This window comes from Streptomyces sp. NPDC088387, from assembly GCF_044753385.1.
Lineage (GTDB): Bacteria > Actinomycetota > Actinomycetes > Streptomycetales > Streptomycetaceae > Streptomyces.
Window position 1 is genome coordinate 1 of the sequence record NZ_JBIVNC010000009.1, and the last position, 22,367, is coordinate 22,367.

The following is a 22,367-nucleotide window of genomic DNA, read 5'->3' on the forward strand; positions in this document are numbered from 1 at the left end:
TTACATTCCGAACCCGGAAGCTAAGCCTTACAGCGCCGATGGTACTGCAGGGGGGACCCTGTGGGAGAGTAGGACGCCGCCGAACAATTATTGAGAAAACCCCGCATCTTCGGATGCGGGGTTTTCTGCGTTTAGGAGGTCAATAAGGGGCTTCCGCCCCGCCTTTCTCAGAGACGACCCGCTGTCTTCAATGCCAGATACGCGTCCGCCAGCGCCGGTGCCAGTTCGTCCGGCGTCGCGTCCACGACCGTAACTCCGTGGCGGCGCAGTTGTTCTGAAGTGCGTCGGCGTTCTGTCTGGGCCTGGGCTGCGGCTGCCGCTTCGTAGATCGCGTTGACGTCGCCTCGGGCCTTCGCCATGCCGGCGACGTGGGGGTCGGCTACCGATGCCACCAGGACGGTGTGGCGCTGGGTGAGTTGTGGGAGGACGGGGAGCAGGCCCTCCTCGACCGGGGCCGCGTCCAGGGTGGTGAGGAGCACGATCAGGGAGCGGCGGGGGGCCGTACGGAGCGCTGTTGCCGTAAGGCCTCGGGCGTCCGTCTCGATCAGCTCGGGTTCGAGGGTCGCCATGGCGTTGACGAGGGACGGCAGGAGGTCGCCGGCGGTGCGGCCCTGGACGAGGGTGCGGACCCGGCGGTCGTAGGCGAGCAGGTCGACGCGGTCGCCCGCGCGGGAGGCCAGTGCGGCCAGGAGCAGTGCCGCGTCCATGGCGGAGTCCAGGCGTGGTGCGTCGCCGACGCGACCGGCGGAGGTGCGGCCGGTGTCCAGGACCAGCAGGATGTGGCGGTCGCGCTCGGGGCGCCAGGTGCGTACGGCGACGGTGGTCTGGCGGGCGGTTGCGCGCCAGTCGATGGAGCGGGTGTCGTCGCCGGGGACGTACTCGCGCAGGCTGTCGAACTCGGTGCCCTCGCCGCGGGTGAGGACGCTGGTGCGGCCGTCGAGTTCGCGGAGGCGGGCCAGCTTCGAGGGCAGGTGCTTGCGGCTGGTGAACGGGGGCAGGACGCGGACCGTCCACGGGACCTTGTGGGTGCCCTGGCGGGAGAAGAGGCCGAGGGGGCCGTAGGAGCGGATCGTTACGCGGTCGGCGTGGCGGTCACCGCGTCGGGTGGGGCGCAGACGGGTCGTGACGCGGCGGCGTTCGCCGGGCGGGACCGTCAGGTGGTGGCGTGAGGACTCCACTTCGGTGCCCGGCTGCCAGCTGCTGGGGGGCCAGGCGTCGCGGATGTGGGCCTTCAGGGGGCGCCGGGACGGGTTGGTGACCGTCAGGGTGACGTCCGCGGGCTCGCCGAGGCGTGCGGAGGTGTCTCCGGAGCGGGACAGGCCCAGGCGGCGTACGGGGGCCGCCAGGGCGAAGTCGCAGGCGCAGGCGACGGCCAGGGGGACGTTGACGGTGAGCAGGCCCGTGAGGCTTGGGTCCCAGAGGCCGATGGGGACGGCGCCCAGTGCCGCGACGAGCGCGGCGCGTCCGGTGAGCGCCATCAGCGGGGGACGGGGACGTGGGTGAGGATCGCGTTGATGACGGAGTCGGCCGTCACGCCCTCCATTTCGGCCTCCGGGCGGAGCTGTACGCGGTGCCGGAGTGTGGGCAGGGCGAGGGCTTTGACGTCGTCGGGGGTGACGTAGTCGCGGCCGGTGAGCCAGGCCCACGCGCGTGCGGTGGCCAGGAGTGCCGTGGCACCGCGCGGGGAGACGCCCAGGGTGAGGGACGGCGATTCGCGGGTGGCGCGGCAGATGTCCACCACATAGGCGGTGATCTCGGGGGAGACCGTCGTCTTGGCGACTGCCGCGCGGGCGGCTTCCAGGTCGGCGGGGCCTGCTACGGGGCGGATGCCGGCGGCGTGCAGGTCGCGCGGGTTGAAGCCGTCGGCGTGTCGGGTCAGGACGCCGATCTCGTCCTGGCGGGACGGGAGAGGGATGGTCAGTTTGAGAAGGAAACGGTCCAGTTGGGCTTCGGGGAGGGGGTAGGTGCCCTCGTACTCGACCGGGTTCTGGGTGGCCGCGACGAGGAACGGGTCGGGCAGCGCGCGTGGGGTGCCGTCGACCGTGACCTGGCGCTCCTCCATGGCCTCCAGGAGGGACGACTGGGTCTTCGGGGGTGTGCGGTTGATCTCGTCGGCGAGGAGCAGGTTGGTGAAGACCGGGCCGGGCTGGAAGGAGAACTCGGCGGTGCGGGCGTCGTAGACCAGGGAGCCGGTGACGTCGCTCGGCATGAGGTCGGGGGTGAACTGGACGCGCTTGGTGTCGAGTTCGAGGGCGGCGGCGAGGGCGCGGACGAGCAGTGTCTTGGCGACGCCGGGGACGCCTTCGAGCAGGACGTGGCCGCGGCACAGGAGGGCGACGACGAGGCCGGTCACGGCGGGATCCTGGCCGACCACGGCCTTCGCGATCTCGGCGCGCAGGGCTTCCAGGGAGGCTCGGGCGCTGCCCGCGTCCCCGCTCGGCCCGGCGTTGTCAGTGGTCGGGTCCATCATGGACGGCGTACCTCTCTTTCGAGGGCGTCGAGTTGGTCGGCGAGGGCGATGAGTGCCGCGTCGTCGCCGGGCGGCGGTCCGAACAGGAGAGCGTGCAGGTCCCGGCCTTCGCCCCGCAGATGGGCGGAGAGCGCGGGGAGCAGGGCTTCGGGCGTGTGTGCCCGGGTGGCGGCGAGGCCTACGAGGGGGGCGAGGCGCGTGCGGGTGGTGGAGCGAAGAGCGGTCGCGGCGCGGTCGCGGGCGTTCGCCTTGCGGTAGAGGCGGGCGCGGCCTTCGACGGTTTCGGAGGCGCGGATCGCGACGGGGAGGTTTTCCGGCACGAGGGGGCCGAGCCGGCGTGCCCGCCACAGGGCGGCCAGGACGGCGGCGACGAGGAGTTGCGCGGTGCCCGCGATCCAGCCGGAGGGGATCAGTTCGAGGAAGCCGCGTTCGTCGTCGTCCGTGGCGCTGGTGTCGGAGAGCGAGGGGAGGTACCAGACCAGATGGGGGCGGGAGCCGAGGAGTTGGAGGGCGAGCGAGGCGTTGCCCTGCTTGTCGAGGCGGTCGTTGAGGAGGATGTCGGGCGCGCCGAGGATGACGGTGTCGCCGTTTCCCTCGGGGTGCGGGATGCGTACGAGGGTGGCGAGCCGCTGGCTGGGGTAGCACTCGTCGGCGTCGGCGTGGGTGGTGGAGTAGCGCAGGCCGCCGGTGTCGGCGGCGCCCGCGCGCCGGGCGGCGGGCAGGGCGCACTCGGGGTCGAGTGTGGAGTCGAAGGTGGTCGCGGGGTCGACGTAGACGCCGGGGGCGAGCCGGTCGACGGAGGAGCTGCCTGCGGCGACGAGGATCGTGCGGCCGCCGGTGGAGGCGGTGCCCTCGTAGAGGCGGGACTGCTGACGGGGGGTCAGCAGGTCGGGTTCGGCGACCAGGATTGTGGTGTCGGAGCCGGCGGCGGCGCGGGCCTCGTCGAGGGTGGTGACCACGCGGGTGGACACCCCGCGGTCGGCGAGGAGTTCGGCGACGGCGCGGCTGCCCTGTTCGTCGGCGGAGCGCGGGTCGAGGTGGCCCCGGCGGGCGTCGGACTGGAACAGGGTGATCGCGACGGCGGCCGCGACGAGGACGACGGCGGCGAGTGCGATGCCTCGCGCGCGGGTCCACACCTGACGCGGGGTGGGCGAGGCCGAGGTGGACGGGAGCGTGGCCTCGGTCGTCATCCGGCGGCTCCCTGGCGGGTGTTGTGGTCCGCGCTGTCGGCACCGGTGCTCGCGAGTCGGGGTTTGCTGCGCCGGAGGTCGCGGTCGAGTTCGGCGATGCGTCCGTACGACGTCTCGGTCGCCGTACGGCCGCCGTATGTCACGTCGTCGAAGTCCCGGGCCGCGGCGCGCAGTCGGTCGGCGTGGCCGGGCAGGGCGCGGCCGGCTTCGGCGGCGGCCTCGTCGGCGGTGCGGCCGGGGCGGATGTCCAGGAGGGCGCGTTCCTCCAGGGAGCGGACGATGGCGCGCATGCGTTCCTGGACGGCCTGGTTCCAGTGGCCGCGGGCGGCGTGGGCCTCGGCGGCGGAGCGGTGGTCGGCGGCGCTGCGGGGGAGGTCGTCGAACAGGGCGGTGGAGGAGACGGGTTGGCGGCGGGGGGTGCCGAGGCGCCACCACAGGGCGGCCAGCACCGCCACGACGACCAGCACGATGACGACGAGGCCGAGCACGCCGCCGGGGGTCGCCGACGAGGTGCTGTTGAAGAACTTCTCGACCCACTCCCAGAACTTGTCGAAGGCGCGTTGGAAGAGTCCGGGGTCGTCCTCGTGGTACAGCCGCTTGGCCAGTTCCCGCTCGGCCGCCTCCCGCGCGGGGTCGCGCGGGACGGTGAGCGGCGGTTCCTCGGCGCCGCGCGGCAGTGCCGCGAGTGCCGACAGCGCAGTGGCAATTCCCCCCGCCGGGCTCACCGCATCAGCTCCCGGGGGTGGCGCCGGCGCCGTAGCCCTGGACGCCGGCGGCGCGGGCCAGGTCGAGGTCGAGTGCCTCGCGGCGGATGCGCTGGTCGATGTAGAGCAGCACGGTCACGCCGGCCGTGATCGGGAACGTGATCATGGAGCCGATCACCGACCCGATGCCGCTGATCACGAGGAACGTCCAGCCGAGGTCGGAGTTGGCGTCGACGAGGCCGCTGAGGCCGTCGCCGCCGGCCACGGTGCCGATGAGGGCGAACGGCACCACGATGATCATCGCGATGATGTTGGCGATGATCACGGCGAGCAGCTGGATGCCGAAGACCCGCCACCAGGAGCCGTTGACCAGCTTCACGGACCGGCTCATCGCCTTGGTGATGCCCTGCTTCTCCAGCATCAGCGCGGGCGAGGCGAGCGAGAAGCGGACCATGACCCACACCGCGACCACGGCGGCCGCGAGGATCACCAGGACGGACAGGGCGACGCCGGCGCCGCCACCGCCCGCGACGGCCACCAGGATGCTGGGCACGGTGCCCACCGCGATGATGCCGAACGTGATGAGCAGCAGCAGGAAGATCAGGCCGAAGAGCTTCAGGATCTGAGGCCGGGCGTCGCGCCAGGCCTCCGCGGTCGTGACGGGCTTGCCGAGTACCGCGCGGCTGGTGACCGTCGTCAGCAGGGCGGTCGCGGCGACCGTGCCGATGAGCGAGATCACGAAGATGACGAGGTTGCCCAGCATGGCCTCGCCCATGGCGCGGCCGAGTTCGCCGACGGACGCGTTCGGGTCGTCGAGGACCGAGGTGTCGGCGAGGTCGTCCAGGACGAAGCCCTGGAGCAGGACGACGACGATCTCCGTGAGGACCGCGACGGTCAGGGAGATGCCGAGGACCGTGCGCCAGTAGGTGCGCATGGTGGAGACCGCGCCGTCGAGGATCTCGCCGACGCCGAGGGGGCGCAGCGGGATCACACCGGGCTTGGCGGCCGGCGGGGGTCCGCCCCAGGGGCTGCCCCAGCCGCCGTACGGGCCACGTGGGCCGCCGCCGGGTCCGCCCGGTCCGGCGGGACCGCCGGGGCCTCCCCAGCCGCCCTGACCGCCTCCGGGGGCTCCTGGGCCGCCAGGTCCGCCAGGTCCGCCCCAGCCGCCTCCGGGAGCGCCGGGGGGCGGGGTTCCCCACCCCGGGCCGGGCGGCGGGGGCGGTGGGGTCCGGCCCGGGTTCTGGGTGCCGGTGGGCGCGGACCACTGGGCCGGCGGCGGCTGTTCCTTGGACCACTTCGGACCGGGGCTCTGCGGGTCCGTGCCCGGCTGGTCGGACGGCTCGGTGGGGCCGGGCCGGTCGGACGGCTCGGCGGGACCGGACGCGCCGGGTTCCCGCCCGTCGGACGGGGCGGATCCGGGCGAGGCCCAGCCCGGAGTGTCGTTCATCGTCGCTCCTTCACAGTGCCCGTGCGCGGTCGCGTCAGCAGGTTGGCCCACATCGTGCCATGGGGCCGATGCCGGGTGACCGGCCGCGGTATGGGCTTCCTGCCTTCAATTGTCCGCCGTACTCGGGGCAGACTGACCGCATGGCTGATCAGTACGCGCAATCCGGCGAGGACAACCGGCCCACCGACACCCCGGCGCTGCGCTGGGACGAGCCACCGGAGGGGCCCGTGCTGGTTCTTCTGGACCAGACGAGGCTGCCGGCCGAGGAGGTCGAGCTGGTCTGCACGGACGCGCCCGCGCTGGTGGAGGCGATCCGTTCGCTCGCCGTGCGCGGGGCGCCGCTGCTCGGCATCGCCGGGGCGTACGGGGTCGCGCTCGCCGCCGCACGCGGGTTCGACGTGGAGGAGGCGGCGAACGCGCTCGCGGGCGCCCGGCCCACCGCGGTGAACCTGTCCCTCGGTGTGCAGCGGGCCCGCGCGGCCCACCAGGCGGCCCTCGCGCGCACCGGCGACACCCGGCAGGCCGCGACGGCGGCGCTGGCCGCGGCCCGGCAGCTGCACCGCGAGGACGCCGAGGCCAGCGCGCGGATGGCGGAGCACGGACTGGCGCTGCTCGACGAGCTGCTGCCCGGCGGCGGGCACCGCATCCTGACGCACTGCAACACCGGAGCACTGGTGTCGGGCGGTGAGGGCACGGCCTTCGCGGTGGCACTCGCGGCGCACCGCGTGGGGCGGCTGCGCAGGCTCTGGGTGGACGAAACGCGTCCGTTGCTGCAAGGTGCTCGCCTGACGGCTTATGAGGCGGCGCGCAGCGGGATGGCGTACACCTTGCTCACCGACAACGCGGCGGGTTCGCTGTTCTCGGCCGGGGAGGTGGACGCGGTGCTGATCGGTGCCGACCGCATCGCGGCCGACGGATCGGTGGCGAACAAGGTGGGAAGCTATCCGCTCGCGGTGCTCGCCCGCTATCACCATGTGCCGTTCATCGTGGTGGCGCCGGTGACGACGGTCGACGCGGACACCCCGGACGGGGCGTCCATCGAGGTCGAACAGCGCCCCGGATACGAGGTGACCGAGGTCACAGCACCGCAGGTGCCGGTGACAGGAGCGGGAGGCGGGATTCCGGTGGCACCCCTGGGGACCCAGGCGTACAACCCGGCGTTCGACGTGACACCCCCCGAGCTGGTGACGGCGATCGTCACAGAGGAAGGCGCTGTTTCACCCGTGACGGCTGAGGCTCTTGCCGAGCTGTGTGCCAGGTCACGCCAGGTAACGATTAGCTAATGGGATGATGTCGTTTATGAAGGGACGAGTCCTTGTCGTCGACGACGACACCGCACTGGCCGAGATGCTCGGCATCGTGCTGCGTGGTGAAGGTTTTGAGCCGTCTTTCGTAGCCGACGGCGACAAGGCGCTGGCCGCTTTCCGTGAGGCCAAGCCCGATCTGGTCCTGTTGGACCTGATGCTGCCGGGCCGCGACGGTATCGAGGTGTGCCGCCTGATCAGGGCGGAGTCCGGGGTGCCGATCGTGATGCTCACGGCCAAGAGCGACACCGTCGATGTCGTGGTGGGCCTGGAGTCCGGGGCCGACGACTACATCGTGAAGCCGTTCAAGCCGAAGGAGCTGGTCGCCAGGATCCGGGCCCGGCTCAGGAGGTCCGAGGAGCCGGCGCCGGAGCAGCTCGCCATCGGCGATCTGGTCATCGACGTGGCCGGGCACTCGGTGAAGCGCGAGGGGCAGTCGATCGCGCTGACGCCGCTGGAGTTCGACCTGCTGGTCGCGCTGGCCCGCAAGCCGTGGCAGGTGTTCACGCGTGAGGTGCTCCTGGAGCAGGTCTGGGGCTACCGGCACGCGGCCGACACCCGGCTGGTCAACGTGCACGTCCAGCGGCTGCGCTCCAAGGTTGAGAAGGACCCGGAGCGGCCGGAGATCGTGGTGACCGTCCGTGGTGTCGGTTACAAGGCGGGGCCGAGCTGACATGTCCGGGGACAGTGCCGCTTCGGCGCCCGGCAGGACCGGGGCCCGCGCGGAGCGGCCTGTCGGCCGGAAGGCGGCCGGCTCCCGCTGGGGACGCTTTCTGGAGGGCGGCCTGCTTCAGGGCGGCGTCCAGGGCAGCCCCGTGCTGCGGCTGTTCATGCGCTGGGTGCGTCGGCCGCTGCTGCCCGTCATGCGGCTGTGGCGGCGCAACATCCAGCTCAAGGTCGTCGTCACGACCCTGCTGATGTCCCTGGGCGTTGTGCTGCTGCTCGGCTTCGTCGTCATCGGGCAGGTGCGCAACGGCCTGCTGGACGCCAAGGTGAAGGCCTCGCAGAGCCAGGCCACCGGCGGCTTCGCCGCGGCCCGGCAGCAGGCCGACGAGGCGTTCGGCGGGACCGGCGACGACACCGCCACCGTCGACGGCCGGCCCGCGCAGAACGTCATCCAGTGGATGAGCGACCTGGTGTCGTCGCTGTCCAGCGGCGGCCAGGGCGCCTTCGACGTCGTGACGCTGCCCGCGGGCGACGACAGCGGCAACGGGCGCGGGCCGCGCGCCTCCGGTGGCGTCGACCCCAACAAGAGCGTCCCCGAGGACCTGCGGACGCGGATCAACACCAGCACCGCCGCCGCGCAGAGCTACACCCGCATCATCTACAGCGGCACCGACAAGGCGGCCCAGCCGGCCCTGGTCATCGGCAAGGAGGTCACCGACCCCAACGGCGACCCGTACCAGCTGTACTACCTCTTCCCGCTCACGCAGGAGGAGAAGTCGCTGAGCCTGGTCAAGGGCACGCTGGCGACCGCCGGGCTCTTTGTGGTCGTCCTCCTGGGGGCCATCGCCTGGCTCGTGGTGCGCCAGGTCGTGACGCCGGTACGGATGGCGGCCGGGATCGCCGAGCGGCTCTCCGCGGGCCGCCTCCAGGAACGTATGAAGGTCACCGGCGAGGACGACATCGCGCGCCTGGGCGAGGCCTTCAACAAGATGGCGCAGAACCTCCAGCTGAAGATCCAGCAGCTGGAGGAGTTGTCGCGGATGCAGCGGCGGTTCGTCTCCGACGTCTCGCACGAGCTGCGCACACCGCTGACGACCGTGCGGATGGCCGCCGACGTCATCCACGAGGCGCGTGTCGACTTCGACCCGATCACCGGGCGGTCGGCGGAACTCCTCGCCGACCAGCTCGACCGGTTCGAGTCGCTGCTCTCGGACCTGCTGGAGATCAGCCGCTTCGACGCCGGCGCCGCCGCGCTGGAGGCCGAGCCGATAGACCTGCGCGAGGTCGTCCGGCGGGTCGTCAGCGGGGCCGAGCCGCTCGCCGAGCGCAAGGGCACCCGCATACGTGTCGTCGGCGACCTCCAGCCCGTCGTCGCCGAGGCCGACGCGCGGCGTGTCGAGCGGGTGCTGCGCAACCTGGTCGTCAACGCCGTCGAGCACGGCGAGGGACGGGACGTCGTCGTCAAGCTCGCCACCGCGGGCGGCGCCGTCGCCGTCGCCGTACGCGACTACGGTGTGGGCCTCAAGCCCGGCGAGGCGACCCGCGTCTTCAACCGCTTCTGGCGCGCCGACCCGGCACGCGCGCGTACCACCGGGGGAACGGGCCTCGGCCTGTCCATCGCCCTGGAGGACGCGCGGCTGCACGGCGGCTGGCTCCAGGCCTGGGGCGAGCCCGGCGGCGGTTCGCAGTTCCGGCTGACGCTGCCCAGGACCGCGGACGAGCCGCTGCGCGGCTCCCCGATACCGCTGGAGCCCAAGGACTCGCGGCGCAACCGCGGTCTTCATGAGGCCGGTGTACCGCGCGGGGGCGAGAAATCCGCCACCGTGCCCGTGCAGCCCAACGGCGAGACCCCGCTGACCCGGCCGGTCACCGCCCCCACCGCCGACCCGACGGCACTGCCCGGCAACGGCGCGCGTGTGGTGCCCAGGCCGACCGGCGGCGCCGTACGACCACAGGACGACACCGCCGCCCCGGACGGGCCGCGCGGCACGGCACCGCACCGCCCGGAAGCCCGGGCGGAGGAGCCGGACAGACAAGGGGAGGCATCTCGTGGGCGCTGACCGCGAAGGGGGCGCCGACCGCGGGCGAGGGGCCGACCGCGAGCAGGGGGTCGACCGTGAGCTGGGGGTCGACCGCGAGCGGGTGGCCGACCGTAAGCGGGGCGCCCGGCGTGGGTCGCGGCGCGCGGTGGTCTACGCCGCCGGCGGCGTCGTCCTGCTGGCCGGCTGCGCCTCGATGCCCGACAACGGCGATCTGCGCGGCGTCGAGTCCACACCACGACAGGACACCCAGGTACGGGTGTTCGCCGTGCCGCCCCGCGAGGACGCGGCGCCCCCGGACATCGTGCAGGGCTTCCTGGAGGCCCTGACCAGCGACGATCCGCACTACGAGACCGCGAAGCTGTATCTGACGAAGGCGGCCGCGAGCGAGTGGGACCCGGAGGCGTCCACCACCGTGCTCGCCGACGGACCGGCCACCACCGCCGACCCGGCGGGCGGGCGCGAGGACGGCACCGACTACTCGTTCACGCTGACCGGCGACCGTATCGCCCTGGTCGACTCGCAGCAGTCGTACGCGCCCGCGGTGGGTGACTACGCGCGCCAGGTGCATCTCACCAAGGACCAGAAGACCGGCCAGTGGCGCATCGACGGACTGCCGCCGGGCGTCGTCATGGGCCAGTCGGACTTCCAGCGCAACTACACCTCCGTCAACAAGTACTACTTCGCGTCCAACGCCGCCGCCGAGAGCGGCACACAGCCCGCCGCCGTCGCCGACCCCGTGTACGTGCGCCGGCGGGTGGACCCCATGACGCAGATGGTGAACTCCCTGCTCGCGGGACCCACGACCTGGCTCGACCCGGTGGTCAGGTCGAGCTTCCCCAGCGGTACGGAGCTGGCGAAGGGCGTCACCTCGCTCACCACCGACGACCAGAACAAGCTCACCGTGCCGCTCAACGCCAAGGCGGCCCAGGTCGGCCTCACCAAGTGCAACGAGATGGCCGCCCAGCTGCTGTTCACGCTGCGCACGCTCACACCGGCCGTGGACCGGGTCGAACTCCAGGCGAGCAACCGCCAGTTGTGCGTCCTCAACGAGGAGAGCGCCGAAACGGTCGCCGCGCGGGGCTCCGCCGAGCGGCCCGACTACCTGTACTTCCTCGACGGCGAGCACCGGCTCGTGCGGATCGCGGGCGGCAGCAAGGAGACCTCGGCCGACCCCGTGCCCGGTCCGCTCGGCACGGGCGGCCGCGCGCTGCGGTCGGTGGCCGTGTCGCGCGACGAGAGCACGGCGGCCGGGGTCGGCATCGACGGCAAGGGGCTCTACATCGGCTCCATGGTCTCCGACGACCCGCTGGGCGAGCCCGTCGTCGTCAGCCAGGGCAAGACCGAGGACGACCGGCTCACCACACCCAGCTGGGACACGCACGGCGACCTGTGGGTGGCCGACCGCGACCCCGGTCACCCGCGGCTGCTGCTGTTCCAGAACGGCGAGGGCGAGCCGATCGAGGTCGGGACACCCGGCCTCGACGGCCGTATCGACTCCCTGAAGGTGGCAGCCGACGGTGTGCGGATCGCGCTCGTCGTCGAGAAGGGCAACCGGCAGTCCCTGTTGGTCGGACGGATCGAGCGCGACGACAAGGCCGGCGAGCAGCCGGTGGTGACGGTCAGGGAGATGCGCTCGGCGACCCCGAAGCTGTCGCAGATCACGACCATGTCCTGGGCCGGCGACAGCCGCCTCGTGGTGGTCGGGCGCGAGCAGGAGGGCGTCCAGCAGATGTCCTACGTCCAGGTCGACGGCTCCGTCCCCGAGGTACCGGCCCCGGACGCGCTCACCGGCGTGAAGGAGATCGCCGCCTCCGAGGACGAACGGCTGCCGCTGGTGGCGTACTCGGAGGACGGGATCGTGCGGATGGCCACGGGCGGGCAGTGGCAGAAGGTCGTCAAGGAAGGGACCTCGCCGGTCTATCCGGGGTGAGGGCGGGGCCGGGGATCTGGTCCTCCGGGCCCGGTGATCTGGTCCCCCGGGTGTGTGATCTGCCCCGGTGCGGGCAGGAGTTGAGTTGTCCACAGGGGTTTTCCACAGGGGTGGCCCGTGTGCCCCGGTGTTGGCACAGTGGTGGACATGCGGGGGTGGTGGCAGGACCTCACGGACCTGGTGCTGCCGGCCGAGTGCGGAGGCTGTGGGACGCCTCGTACGGTGCTGTGCGCGCAGTGCCGTGCCGCCCTGAGCGGGGCCGCACCGCGCCGGGTGCGACCGGTGCCGGAGCCACGTGGACTGCCGGCGGTGTACGCCGCGGGCAGGTACGAGGACGAGGTGCGGGCCACGCTGCTCGCGCACAAGGAACGGGGCGCGCTGGCGCTCGCCGCGCCGCTCGGCACGGCCCTCGCGGGGGCGGTACGGGCGGGACTTGACGGTGCCGGCGGCAATACCGGTGTTGGTGCCGGCGGCAGTGTCGGTGGCGGAGCCGGTGGTACGGGGTCGCAGCCCGTGCTGCTTGTTCCCGTGCCGTCGGCGCGCGGGGCCGTCCGGGCGCGGGGGCACGATCCCGCACGCCGGATCGCGCTCGCGGCAGCGAGTGAGCTGCGGCGGGCCGGGACGCCGGCCCGGGTGCTCGCCGTGCTGCGGCAACGGCGGCCGGTGGCCGACCAGACGGGGCTGAACTCGTCGCGGCGGCTGGCGAACCTCACCGGGGCGCTCGGTGTGGCACAGGGCGCGGACGGGCTGCTGCGCGGTGGCCGGATCGTGCTGGTGGACGACCTGATGACAACCGGGGCGTCGCTCACGGAGGCGGCCCGGACCGTACGGGAGGCGATAAGTGTGGAGCGGAACCGGATTGGGCAGGGAACGCCGGTAGTGAAACAGCCGCACGAAGTGGTCTGCGCGGCCGTGGTCGCGGCCTCGCCAGATTCTTTCGAAATAAACTGGAACTGACTGCAAAGTTGCATCGTTGCAGGTAGTGAAGGGGTTAATTCACTGGAACGGAGGTACGCGCCAGTAGAGGGTGACGACATCCGTCCGGGCGAGATATGTTCGGTTGTGGGAGAAAGGCGCAGGCCATCCCCCGCATATCCGAATGCCGTGCTGCGGGTTTTCTGCAATCACCCGGGCCGGCCGGGGTGGAGATCTTGCTCCGGGGGAGGAGGAGGTGGAAGTCACCGAGTCCGAGGTTCCGGAAGTTACCGGGACCAGGTGCACAAGGGAGATGCTCCGCCGTCGATGCGGAGCAATCCGGGAACGGAGTTCTGCGTGGACATCGTCGTCAAGGGCCGCAAGACCGAGGTGCCCGAGCGGTTCCGCAAGCACGTGGCCGAGAAGCTGAAGCTGGAGAAGATCCAGAAGCTCGACGGCAAGGTGATCAGCCTCGACGTCGAGGTGTCCAAGGAGCCCAACCCCCGACAGGCCGACCGCTGCGACCGAGTGGAGATCACGCTCCGCTCCCGCGGTCCGGTGATCCGGGCGGAGGCCGCGGCCAGCGACCCCTACGCCGCTCTCGACCTCGCGGCGGAGAAGCTGGACGCCCGGCTGCGCAAGGAGCACGACAAGCGTCACACGCGCCGAGGTGTCCGCCGGCTCACGGCGGCAGAGGTCCCGGACCACGTCCCGGACGCGGCGACGCTCAACGGCAACGGCCACACCTTCGAGGCCGACGAGCCGGTTGTGCCCACCAAGAAGATCGGCTCGCTCGAGGTGCAGGGCGAAGGCCCCCTCGTCGTCCGTGAGAAGACCCACGTCGCCGCTCCCATGACCCTTGACCAGGCCCTCTACGAGATGGAACTGGTCGGGCACGACTTCTATCTGTTCGTCGACTCCGAGACCAAGGAGCCCAGTGTCGTCTACCGGCGGCACGCCTACGACTACGGCGTCATTCACCTGAGTACGGACACGATGGTGACCCAGGCGCCGTCGCCCGACGCGGGCGGCTCGCTTGGTGGCTGACCCACCCGGGCGCCCACCCGGGCGACAGTGAAGCGGTGCCCCTGGAGCGCGTGTGCGCCCCCAGGGGCACCGGTGTGCGACCAGTTCGCTTCCCGCTCTGTCACCGCGGTGTCGGCCAGGCATGGAATCATGGCGGCAACGGCTCAACCGGTGGGCCGTTGCCTTGGGTTGGCGATGGCACAGAACCACAGGCCACAGCCTTCAGGGGGAGGAACGATGGCGGACAGCTTCGGACCGATGCAGGACGGCGACGCAGACGACGGTGTCGCCGCCGTGAGCCCTGACGCGGGCGCATCACGCAAGGAGCCGATCCGTGTCCTGGTCGTGGACGACCACGCCCTCTTCCGGCGCGGCCTGGAGATCGTGCTCGCGGCCGAGGAGGACATCCAGGTCGTAGGCGAGGCCGGGGACGGCGCCGAGGCGGTCGACAAGGCGGCCGACCTGCTGCCCGACATCGTGCTGATGGACGTACGGATGCCCAAGCGCGGCGGGATCGAGGCGTGCACCTCCATCAAGGAGGTGGCGCCCAGCGCGAAGATCATCATGCTGACGATCAGCGACGAGGAAGCGGATCTCTACGACGCGATCAAGGCGGGCGCGACCGGTTATCTGCTGAAGGAGATCTCGACGGACGAGGTCGCCACGGCGATTCGCGCGGTGGCCGACGGACAGTCGCAGATCAGCCCGTCCATGGCGTCCAAACTGCTCACCGAGTTCAAGTCGATGATCCAGCGCACGGACGAGCGGCGACTGGTTCCCGCGCCGCGGCTGACCGACCGGGAACTCGAAGTCCTCAAACTGGTCGCGACGGGGATGAACAACCGGGATATCGCCAAGGAGTTGTTCATCTCCGAGAACACCGTGAAGAACCACGTCCGCAACATCCTGGAGAAGCTCCAGCTGCACTCCAGGATGGAAGCGGTCGTCTACGCGATGCGGGAGAAGATCCTCGAGATTCGGTGAGGCCGGAATCCCGGGACGCCCGGTCGCGGCCTGCCCGACCGCACCCCGCCCGGGGACGGGCCTTATCCGAGAAGCGCCGCGAGTTCGCTCGTGAGGGCCTCGCGCAGTTCCGGCGCGTCCACCCGCTCCACGCGTACGTCCGTGCAGTCCACCCAGCTCGCCGCCTCGACGAGCGCCTGAGCCACCGCGGGGACCGCCTTGGGGCCGTCCAGCGTGATCTGCCGGGCGACCAGGGTGCGGCCCTCGCGCGCCGGGTCCACCCGGCCGACGAGTTGGCCGCCGGCCAGCACCGGCATCGCGAAGTAGCCGTGGATCCGCTTCGGCTTGGGGACGTAGGCCTCCAAGCGGTGGGTGAAGCCGAAGATCCGCTCCGTGCGCGCGCGTTCCCAGACCAGGGAGTCGAACGGGGACAGCAGGGTGGTGCGGTGCCGTCCGCGCGGCGGGGTCTCCAGCGCCGCCGGATCCGCCCAGGCCGGCTTGCCCCACCCCTCGACCGTGACCGGCACCAGACCGGAGTCGGCGATCACCGCGTCGACCTGCTCGCCCTTGAGGCGGTGGTAGTCGGCGATGTCCGCGCGGGTGCCGACACCCAGCGACTCGCCGGCCAGCCGGACCAGCCGGCGCAGGCACTCGGCGTCGTCCAGGTCGTCGTGCAGCAGCGCCTTGGGGACGGCGCGCTCCGCCAGGTCGTACAGACGCTTCCAGCCGCGGCGCTCGACGCACACCACCTCGCCGTACATCAGCGCGCGCTCCACGGCGACCTTCGCGCCCGACCAGTCCCACCACTCGCTGGTCCGCTTGGCGCCGCCCAACTCCGTGGCCGTGAGCGGGCCCTCCGCGCGGAGCTGCTTGATCACCTGGTCGTAGGCGCCGTCCGGCAGGTCGTGGTTCCAGTGCGGGCGGGCGCGGTAGGCGCGGCGGCGGAACGCGAAGTGGGGCCACTCCTCGATGGGGAGGATGCACGCCGCGTGCGACCAGTACTCGAACGCGTGGGTGTCGCTCCAGTACGCCGCCTCCACCGTCTTGCGGCCGACGGCGCCCAGGCGCGCGTACGGCACGAGTTCGTGGGAGCGGGCGAGGACGGAGATCGTGTCGAGCTGGACCGCGCCGAGATGCCGCAGGACGCCGCGGACTCCGGCTCTGCGGTCGGGACTGCCCAGGAAGCCCTGGGCACGCAGGACGAGGCGACGGGCCTCGGCTGCGGTGAGCTCTGCGGTGGGGCGCGGGGTCGTCATGTCTCCGCACGATAGGGGGTGGCACTGACAATGGGGCTGACCTGGGGGTTCGAAGGCGCAGCTCCGGCCGTCGGCGCGGGCAGGTAGGGCGCGGTCGACGGCAGACCGAGGTCCGACGGGAGCAGGGAGCCGACCCAGACGTCCCGCAGCACGCCGTGGTTGTTCATCGCGGCGCGCAGTACGCCCTCGACGGTGAAGCCGGCCTTCTCCGCGACCGCGCGGGAGGCGAGGTTGCCGACCTCCGCGCGCCACTCGACGCGGTCCATGCGCGCGTGCACGAAGGCCCAGCGGGAGGCGGCGACGGTGGCCTCCGTGATGTAGCCGTGGCCGCGGTACGCCTTGACGGCCCAGAAACCGATCTCGCCGACGCCCAGGGAGCGCATCGTGATGCCGAGCATGCCGGCCAGGTCGCCCTCGGGGAGGAAGACGCCGAACGTGAACATCGCGCCCGTGGTCCAGCCTTCGGGCGACATCTGCTCGGTGAAGCTCTCGGCGTGCTCGGGCAGGTATGGCGACGGGATCGTGGTCCAGCGCTGGATGTCGGCGTCCTGGCACGCGGCGTACACCGCGTCCGTGTCCTGCGGGCCGACCGCGCGCAGCCGGAGCCGGTCGGTGTACAGCGTGACGGGTTCCATTGGCCGATTCTGCGCGCGAGGCGGAACGGGCGCCATCGGTTTGCCGTGTGTGATCGGGTGATCACGATTCGCGCAATTCCCCGCCGGGATCCGGCACCATCCGGGAATCCCGGCCGTTGTCACAGGTGAAAGGGCGGATCGGTGACGGATCCCGCGCGGTGCCGACCGGTGTTCGTCACGGGATCCGCGGCAGCTCCCGCTGCGGATGTGAAGGCGGTGACGGCCGTCGTCCGTGCAGGCCTCCCGGCACGCCCGGGTCCTCGCATACGATAGCCGTTGCTCAGTCACGTCCAGTGGTACCGACAGTCCCAGGCCCGATCGGCAAGGAGACCAACCCCCGTGTCCGTCCTCTCGAAGATCATGCGTGCAGGCGAAGGCAAGATCCTGCGCAAGCTGCGCCGCATCGCGGACCAGGTCAACTCCATCGAAGAGGACTTCGCTGACCTCTCCGACGCCGAGCTGCGGGCCCTCACCGATGAGTACAAGCAGCGTTACGCAGACGGTGAGAGCCTGGACGACTTGCTGCCCGAAGCCTTCGCCACTGTGCGTGAGGCGTCCAAGCGCGTCCTCGGCCAGCGTCACTACGACGTGCAGATCATGGGCGGTGCCGCCCTGCACCTCGGCTATGTCGCCGAGATGAAGACCGGTGAGGGCAAGACCCTCGTCGGCACCCTGCCCACGTATCTCAACGCCCTGTCCGACAAGGGCGTGCACCTGATCACGGTCAACGACTACCTGGCCGAGCGCGACTCCGAGATGATGGGCCGGATCCACAAGTTCCTGGGTCTGAGCGTCGGCTGCATCCTCGCCAACATGACGCCGGCCCAGCGTCGCGAGCAGTACAACTGCGACATCACGTACGGCACGAACAACGAGTTCGGGTTCGACTACCTGCGCGACAACATGGCCTGGTCGAAGGACGAACTCGTCCAGCGCGGCCACAACTTCGCCGTGGTCGACGAGGTCGACTCCATCCTCATCGACGAGGCCCGTACACCGCTGATCATCTCCGGCCCGGCCGACCAGGCCACCAAGTGGTACGGCGACTTCGCCAAGCTGGTCACCCGTCTGAAGCGCGGCGAGGCCGGCCAGCCCCTCAAGGGCCTTGAGGAGACCGGTGACTACGACGTCGACGAGAAGAAGCGCACGGTAGCCATCCACGAGTCCGGCGTCAGCAAGGTCGAGGACTGGCTGGGCATCGACAACCTCTACGAGTCGGTGAACACCCCGCTCGTGGGCTACCTGAACAACGCCATCAAGGCGAAGGAACTCTTCAAGAAGGACAAGGACTACGTCGTCATCGACGGCGAGGTCATGATCGTCGACGAGCACACCGGCCGTATCCTCGCAGGCCGCCGCTACAACGAGGGCATGCACCAGGCGATCGAGGCGAAGGAAGGGGTGCCGATCAAGGACGAGAACCAGACGCTCGCCACGATCACCCTCCAGAACTTCTTCCGCCTCTACGACAAGCTCTCCGGCATGACCGGTACGGCGATGACCGAGGCCGCCGAGTTCCACCAGATCTACAAGCTCGGTGTGGTCCCCATCCCGACCAACCGCCCGATGGTCCGCGCGGACCAGTCGGACCTGATCTACCGCACCGAGGTCGCGAAGTTCGACTCGGTCGTCGACGACATCGCCGAGAAGCACGAGAAGGGCCAGCCGATCCTGGTCGGCACCACCTCGGTCGAGAAGTCCGAGTACCTCTCGCAGCAGCTCAGCAAGCGCGGCATCCAGCACGAGGTGCTCAACGCCAAGCAGCACGACCGGGAGGCGCAGATCGTCGCGCAGGCCGGCCGCAAGGGCGCCGTCACCGTGGCCACCAACATGGCCGGCCGTGGTACGGACATCAAGCTCGGCGGCAACCCCGACGACCTCGCCGAGGCCGAGCTGCGTCAGCGCGGCCTGGACCCCGAGGAGCACATCGAGGAGTGGGCCGCCGCCCTTCCGGCCGCGCTGGAGCGGGCCGAGAAGGCCGTGCGGGCCGAGTTCGAAGAGGTCAAGGAGCTCGGCGGGCTCTACGTGCTGGGCACCGAGCGGCACGAGTCGCGCCGCATCGACAACCAGCTGCGCGGTCGTTCCGGCCGTCAGGGCGACCCCGGCGAGTCCCGCTTCTACCTGTCCCTCGGCGACGACCTGATGCGGCTGTTCAAGGCGCAGATGGTCGAGCGCGTGATGTCCATGGCGAACGTGCCGGACGACGTGCCGATCGAGAACAAGATGGTCACGCGCGCGATCGCGTCCGCCCAGTCGCAGGTCGAGCAGCAGAACTTCGAGACGCGTAAGAACGTCCTGAAGTACGACGAGGTCCTCAACCGGCAGCGCGAGGTCATCTACGGCGAGCGCCGCCGCGTCCTGGAGGGCGAGGACCTCCAGGACCAGGTCAAGCACTTCATGGACGACACCATCGACGCCTACATCGGCGCCGAGACCGCCGAGGGCTTCGCCGAGGACTGGGACCTGGACCGGCTGTGGGGCGCCTTCAAGCAGCTCTACCCGGTGAAGATCACCGTCGACGAGCTGGAGGAGGAGGCCGGTGACCGCGCGGGCCTGACCGCCGAGTTCATCGCCGACACCATCAAGGACGACATCACGCAGCAGTACGAGTCGCGTGAGGAGCAGCTCGGCGCGGAGATCATGCGTGAGCTGGAGCGCCGGGTCGTGCTCAGCGTCCTGGACCGCAAGTGGCGCGAGCACCTCTACGAGATGGACTACCTCCAGGAGGGCATCGGCCTGCGCGCGATGGCCCAGAAGGACCCGCTGGTCGAGTACCAGCGCGAGGGCTTCGACATGTTCACCGCCATGATGGAGGGCATCAAGGAGGAGTCCGTCGGCTACCTGTTCAACCTGGAGGTCCAGGTCGAGCAGCAGGTCGAGGAGGTCCCCGTCGAGGACGACGCGCCGAGCCTGGAGAAGTCGGACGCCGTGCCGGCGCAGGCGGGCGGGCGTCCCGAGATCCGCGCCAAGGGCCTGGACGCCCCGCAGCGGCGGAACCTGCACTTCTCCGCGCCCACCGTGGACGGCGAAGGCGGCACCATCGAGGGCGACTTCAGCAGCGAGGACGAGCCGGTGCGCTCGGAGGCCGACGGTCTCACCCGCGCGGAGCGCCGCAAGCAGACCCGTGGCCGCCGCCGCAAGAAGTGACGGCGGCGCCTGAGGCGTCGTAGGGAAGGGAAGGGCCGGTCATCCTCGGGGTGACCGGCCCTTCGCCGTGGGCGGGCTCAGTCGGTGGTGTCCTGGGGCATACGGGGGCCGCCCAGTTCGACGGCGGTGCAGCGCCAGCGGCGGTCACGGCCGAGTTCCAGGCGGAACGCCATCGCGCGCAGCCGGTCGCCGGCGCTGATCCGGGCGAAGGCCTCGATGGCGCCGGGACGGGGCTCGCACCAGCCGATGTCGCGGACGACCGGGCGGACGCCGCGGGTCGTCCGCAGCGGGCTGCGCTCGGCGAGCCAGGTCAGCTCGTCGTACGCGCGGCCCGCGGTGTGACCGAGCATGAAGTGCACGGGACGCAGGCCGCTCAGCACGGCCAGCAGCCGTTCGGCGAAGCTGTCGGTGGGCAGGGCGACGGCGGGCACACCCACGGGCCTGCGGGGGGACTGCTCGGGGACGCGGGGGTGGGCCGTGGTCGCCCCTGGTGCGGCCTGCGGGGTGCCCGTCGGGGGCGCCGGGCGGGTGTCGGTGGCCGTCCTGCGGGTGGTGCCGTCGCCCGGGAGGCGGGGCGAGGTACTGCCGGGGCGGCGGGGGTCGCGGCGGCCCGGCGGGCGGGTGCCCGGGTGGCGCTGTGCCCTGGTCATGACCTTGTTCATGGTGGTCCCCGTTCGACCGGCCCGGCTGATACCGGGCAGTAACTTGCTGTTGGGGATCTTGTACGGGGACGGGGTCCCGGGCGGCAAGCGGACGCGAGCTCGCGCGGCGGCGCCGGAATCTTCACCTATCAGGGTGGAAAACGACCCCTCAAGCCCATGATCACGGGGGTGCCCCGGGTGAGTTTTCGGCGTGGGGTGGACGCCCTGGAGGGGGTGGGTGGGGACTCGAAAGGGGACCCCAGACGTATCCTGGGGCCGTCCCACGGCGTTCCGCGAGGTCCTGCGGGAAGGTCCGGCGAGGGGCGCTGTGAGCCTTCGACCACACCAAGTCCGACCACACGAAGTCCGACCACGAGAAGTCCGACCACGAGAAAGCGGCCAGCCATGCGCGTCTACGTCCCCCTGACCCTCCCCGGTCTCGCCGAGGCGTACAAGGCGGGCGAAGTCGGTGCCGGGCCGCTCACCGCCTACGCCGTCACACCCGGACTGCGCGAGTGGTACGTCTCCGACGACATCGAGGAGCTGGAGTACGCCGCCCTCAGCCGGGCCGCGCTGGCCTCCCTGCGGCTGCTCGCCGCCGATCCGGACGCCGCCCGGCGCCGGGTCGTGGTCGCCGTGGACGTGCCGGACGGTACGGCGACCGACGACCCCGACCGGGGACTGGACCCGGACGCGCTGGGCGAGGTGCGGATCGCCGGTGCCGTGGCGCTGGCCAGGGCGGCGGCCGTGCATGTCGACGCCGACGACGCGGAGGCGGACGTGACCGCGGCGGCGGGGGCGGTGGAGGCGGCGGCCGGCGGGGACGACGACGCGCAGTTCGTGGTGGACGGGGCCGAGGACCATGAGCTGCTGTGGTTCGCGACGCAGGAGATTCCGAACCTGGTGAACCCCGTCTGAGCGGGCGGTCTCTTGATTGTCAGTGGGGCCGGGTACGTTTTCTGACATGGGGATGCAGACAGGGACGCACATCGTCTGGGACTGGAACGGCACGCTTTTCCACGACAACGAGGCGATCATCGGGGCGACGAACGCGGCGTTCGCCGAGCTGGGCATGGCACCGATCACGATGGAGCAGTACCGGGCGCTGTACTGCGTGCCGGTGCCGAAGTTCTACGAGCGGCTGCTGGGGCGGCTGCCGACGGACGCCGAGTGGGAGGTCATGGACGAGACCTTCCACCGGTACTACACCGAGCACCGGGTGGGGTGCGGGCTCACCGAGGGTGCGGCCGAGCTGCTCGCCGGGTGGCGGTCGTCGGCGGGGCGCAGCCAGTCGATCCTGAGCATGTACGGGCATGACGAACTGCTGCCGCTGGTGCGGGGGTTCGGGATCGAGAGCCACTTCATACGGGTCGACGGGCGGACCGGGCCGTCCGGGGGGAGCAAGGCCGAGCACATGGTGCGGCATCTTGCTGCGCTGAGTGGGGTGGAGGCTGAGCGGACCGTGGTGATCGGGGACGCTGCGGATGATGCGGTGGCTGCGCGGTATGTGGGGGCGCGGGCCGTGTTGTACACCGGGGGGTCGCACGGGCGGGCCAGTCTTGAGGCGGTGGGGGTGCCGGTGGTGGATTCGCTGGGGGAGGCTGTGGCTCTGGCGGAGGGGATGGCTGCGTAGGGTTTGCCGGGTGCCTGTGCCGATGCCCCGGGTTGGGGCTCGGGGCGGGGGGTTGCGCAGCCCGGCGCATACGGGGTGCCGCTGCGCCCACCCGTGCCGCCCTGCGGCACGACTGCCCGCAGCTGCGGTGGGAGGGTGGGCAACCGCCCTGCGGCACGACTGCCCGCGGCTATGTCGCTCTTTCTGTGCAGAACGTCAAACTTCTGGGCCGGGTTTTGTACACATACGGCTCATGACGAGGGGCCCGTTCGGGGCGATAGCCTTGGTGCCGTGATCAGCGCGATAGTTCGCGGGGGTACTCGTACCCCTGCCCCGCGCCCGGTGCGCACGGCAGACATCCGTGTCCGGGCGGCGGTCGCTGGTCCTCGCGGGCGCGTGGAAGCGCCTCGCACATCTGT

18 protein-coding genes and 1 rRNA gene are annotated in these 22,367 nt (G+C 71.3%); 11 read left to right on the top strand and 8 right to left on the bottom strand.

Annotated features, from left to right (window positions below):
* A 5S ribosomal RNA gene (gene rrf, locus ACIQAC_RS23690) occupies positions 1 to 85 on the top strand; the annotation flags it as partial.
* An 82-nt stretch (positions 86 to 167) separates the two neighbouring features.
* On the opposite strand, the gene ACIQAC_RS23695 is transcribed toward rrf, so the two are convergent.
* From ACIQAC_RS23695 to ACIQAC_RS23715, 5 genes are read right to left on the bottom strand one after another with little or no spacing between them, the layout of a single operon-like run.
* Positions 168 to 1,478, bottom strand: a complete 1,311-nt coding sequence (locus tag ACIQAC_RS23695) for a DUF58 domain-containing protein (RefSeq protein ID WP_402193964.1) — start codon at positions 1,476 to 1,478, stop codon at positions 168 to 170.
* A complete protein-coding gene (locus ACIQAC_RS23700) occupies positions 1,478 to 2,467 on the bottom strand; it encodes an AAA family ATPase (RefSeq protein ID WP_402194451.1) in 990 nt (329 codons plus the stop codon). The genes ACIQAC_RS23695 and ACIQAC_RS23700 overlap by 1 nt, the downstream gene beginning before the upstream one ends.
* Entirely contained in the window at positions 2,467 to 3,660 is a 1,194-nt protein-coding gene (locus tag ACIQAC_RS23705; RefSeq protein WP_402193965.1) for a DUF4350 domain-containing protein, read from the bottom strand. The genes ACIQAC_RS23700 and ACIQAC_RS23705 overlap by 1 nt, the downstream gene beginning before the upstream one ends.
* Positions 3,657 to 4,385 (bottom strand): DUF4129 domain-containing protein, encoded by a 729-nt coding sequence (locus tag ACIQAC_RS23710; protein WP_402193966.1) that lies wholly within the window; start codon positions 4,383 to 4,385, stop codon positions 3,657 to 3,659. Before ACIQAC_RS23710 ends, ACIQAC_RS23705 begins: the two co-directional genes overlap by 4 nt.
* Positions 4,386 to 4,389: 4 nt before the next feature.
* Positions 4,390 to 5,811: a glycerophosphoryl diester phosphodiesterase membrane domain-containing protein gene (locus ACIQAC_RS23715; RefSeq protein ID WP_402193967.1), complete on the bottom strand. Its 1,422-nt coding sequence runs from the start codon at positions 5,809 to 5,811 to the stop codon at positions 4,390 to 4,392.
* 140 nt (positions 5,812 to 5,951) lie between these two features.
* On the opposite strand from ACIQAC_RS23715, the gene mtnA reads away from it, so the two are divergent.
* The 7 genes from mtnA to ACIQAC_RS23750 all read left to right on the top strand — a co-directional run bounded on the left by mtnA (position 5,952) and on the right by ACIQAC_RS23750 (position 14,678).
* Positions 5,952 to 7,094, top strand: a complete 1,143-nt coding sequence (gene mtnA / locus ACIQAC_RS23720; protein ID WP_402193968.1) for an S-methyl-5-thioribose-1-phosphate isomerase — start codon at positions 5,952 to 5,954, stop codon at positions 7,092 to 7,094.
* 4 nt (positions 7,095 to 7,098) lie between these two features.
* Positions 7,099 to 7,788, top strand: coding sequence for a two-component system response regulator MtrA (mtrA, locus tag ACIQAC_RS23725; protein WP_187281934.1), 690 nt, complete (start codon positions 7,099 to 7,101; stop codon positions 7,786 to 7,788).
* A gap of 1 nt (position 7,789) precedes the next feature.
* The gene (mtrB, locus tag ACIQAC_RS23730) at positions 7,790 to 9,841 is read left to right on the top strand and encodes an MtrAB system histidine kinase MtrB (protein WP_402193969.1); all 2,052 of its coding nucleotides are present in this window, start codon (positions 7,790 to 7,792) and stop codon (positions 9,839 to 9,841) included.
* A gap of 175 nt (positions 9,842 to 10,016) precedes the next feature.
* Complete coding sequence (locus ACIQAC_RS23735; RefSeq protein WP_402194453.1) at positions 10,017 to 11,753, top strand: LpqB family beta-propeller domain-containing protein; 1,737 nt, start codon at positions 10,017 to 10,019, stop codon at positions 11,751 to 11,753.
* 147 nt (positions 11,754 to 11,900) lie between these two features.
* Entirely contained in the window at positions 11,901 to 12,710 is an 810-nt protein-coding gene (locus ACIQAC_RS23740; protein ID WP_402193971.1) for a ComF family protein, read from the top strand.
* A 315-nt stretch (positions 12,711 to 13,025) separates the two neighbouring features.
* A complete protein-coding gene (gene hpf / locus ACIQAC_RS23745; RefSeq protein ID WP_402194455.1) occupies positions 13,026 to 13,715 on the top strand; it encodes a ribosome hibernation-promoting factor, HPF/YfiA family in 690 nt (229 codons plus the stop codon).
* A 216-nt stretch (positions 13,716 to 13,931) separates the two neighbouring features.
* A complete protein-coding gene (locus ACIQAC_RS23750; RefSeq protein ID WP_402193972.1) occupies positions 13,932 to 14,678 on the top strand; it encodes a response regulator in 747 nt (248 codons plus the stop codon).
* Positions 14,679 to 14,740: 62 nt separating this feature from the next.
* On the opposite strand, the gene ACIQAC_RS23755 is transcribed toward ACIQAC_RS23750, so the two are convergent.
* Both ACIQAC_RS23755 and ACIQAC_RS23760 read right to left on the bottom strand, forming a co-directional pair.
* Positions 14,741 to 15,913: a winged helix-turn-helix domain-containing protein gene (locus tag ACIQAC_RS23755; RefSeq protein WP_402193974.1), complete on the bottom strand. Its 1,173-nt coding sequence runs from the start codon at positions 15,911 to 15,913 to the stop codon at positions 14,741 to 14,743.
* Complete coding sequence (locus ACIQAC_RS23760; protein WP_402193975.1) at positions 15,910 to 16,548, bottom strand: GNAT family N-acetyltransferase; 639 nt, start codon at positions 16,546 to 16,548, stop codon at positions 15,910 to 15,912. Before ACIQAC_RS23760 ends, ACIQAC_RS23755 begins: the two co-directional genes overlap by 4 nt.
* 339 nt (positions 16,549 to 16,887) lie before the next feature.
* On the opposite strand from ACIQAC_RS23760, the gene secA reads away from it, so the two are divergent.
* A complete protein-coding gene (secA, locus tag ACIQAC_RS23765; protein ID WP_402193976.1) occupies positions 16,888 to 19,695 on the top strand; it encodes a preprotein translocase subunit SecA in 2,808 nt (935 codons plus the stop codon).
* 77 nt (positions 19,696 to 19,772) lie between these two features.
* Here secA and ACIQAC_RS23770 read toward each other — a convergent pair whose 3' ends face one another.
* On the bottom strand, positions 19,773 to 20,357 hold the full coding sequence (locus ACIQAC_RS23770; protein WP_402193978.1) for an Rv3235 family protein: 585 nt from the start codon (positions 20,355 to 20,357) through the stop codon (positions 19,773 to 19,775).
* 384 nt (positions 20,358 to 20,741) lie between these two features.
* Here ACIQAC_RS23770 and ACIQAC_RS23775 point away from each other — a divergent pair, with 384 nt between their 5' ends.
* Both ACIQAC_RS23775 and ACIQAC_RS23780 read left to right on the top strand, forming a co-directional pair.
* Positions 20,742 to 21,254 carry a DUF6912 family protein gene (locus ACIQAC_RS23775; RefSeq protein WP_402193980.1) on the top strand — a complete coding sequence of 171 codons (513 nt, stop codon included), beginning with the start codon at positions 20,742 to 20,744 and terminating at the stop codon, positions 21,252 to 21,254.
* 46 nt (positions 21,255 to 21,300) lie between these two features.
* Positions 21,301 to 21,969 carry an HAD family hydrolase gene (locus tag ACIQAC_RS23780; RefSeq protein ID WP_402193981.1) on the top strand — a complete coding sequence of 223 codons (669 nt, stop codon included), beginning with the start codon at positions 21,301 to 21,303 and terminating at the stop codon, positions 21,967 to 21,969.
* Positions 21,970 to 22,367: the final 398 nt, after the last annotated feature.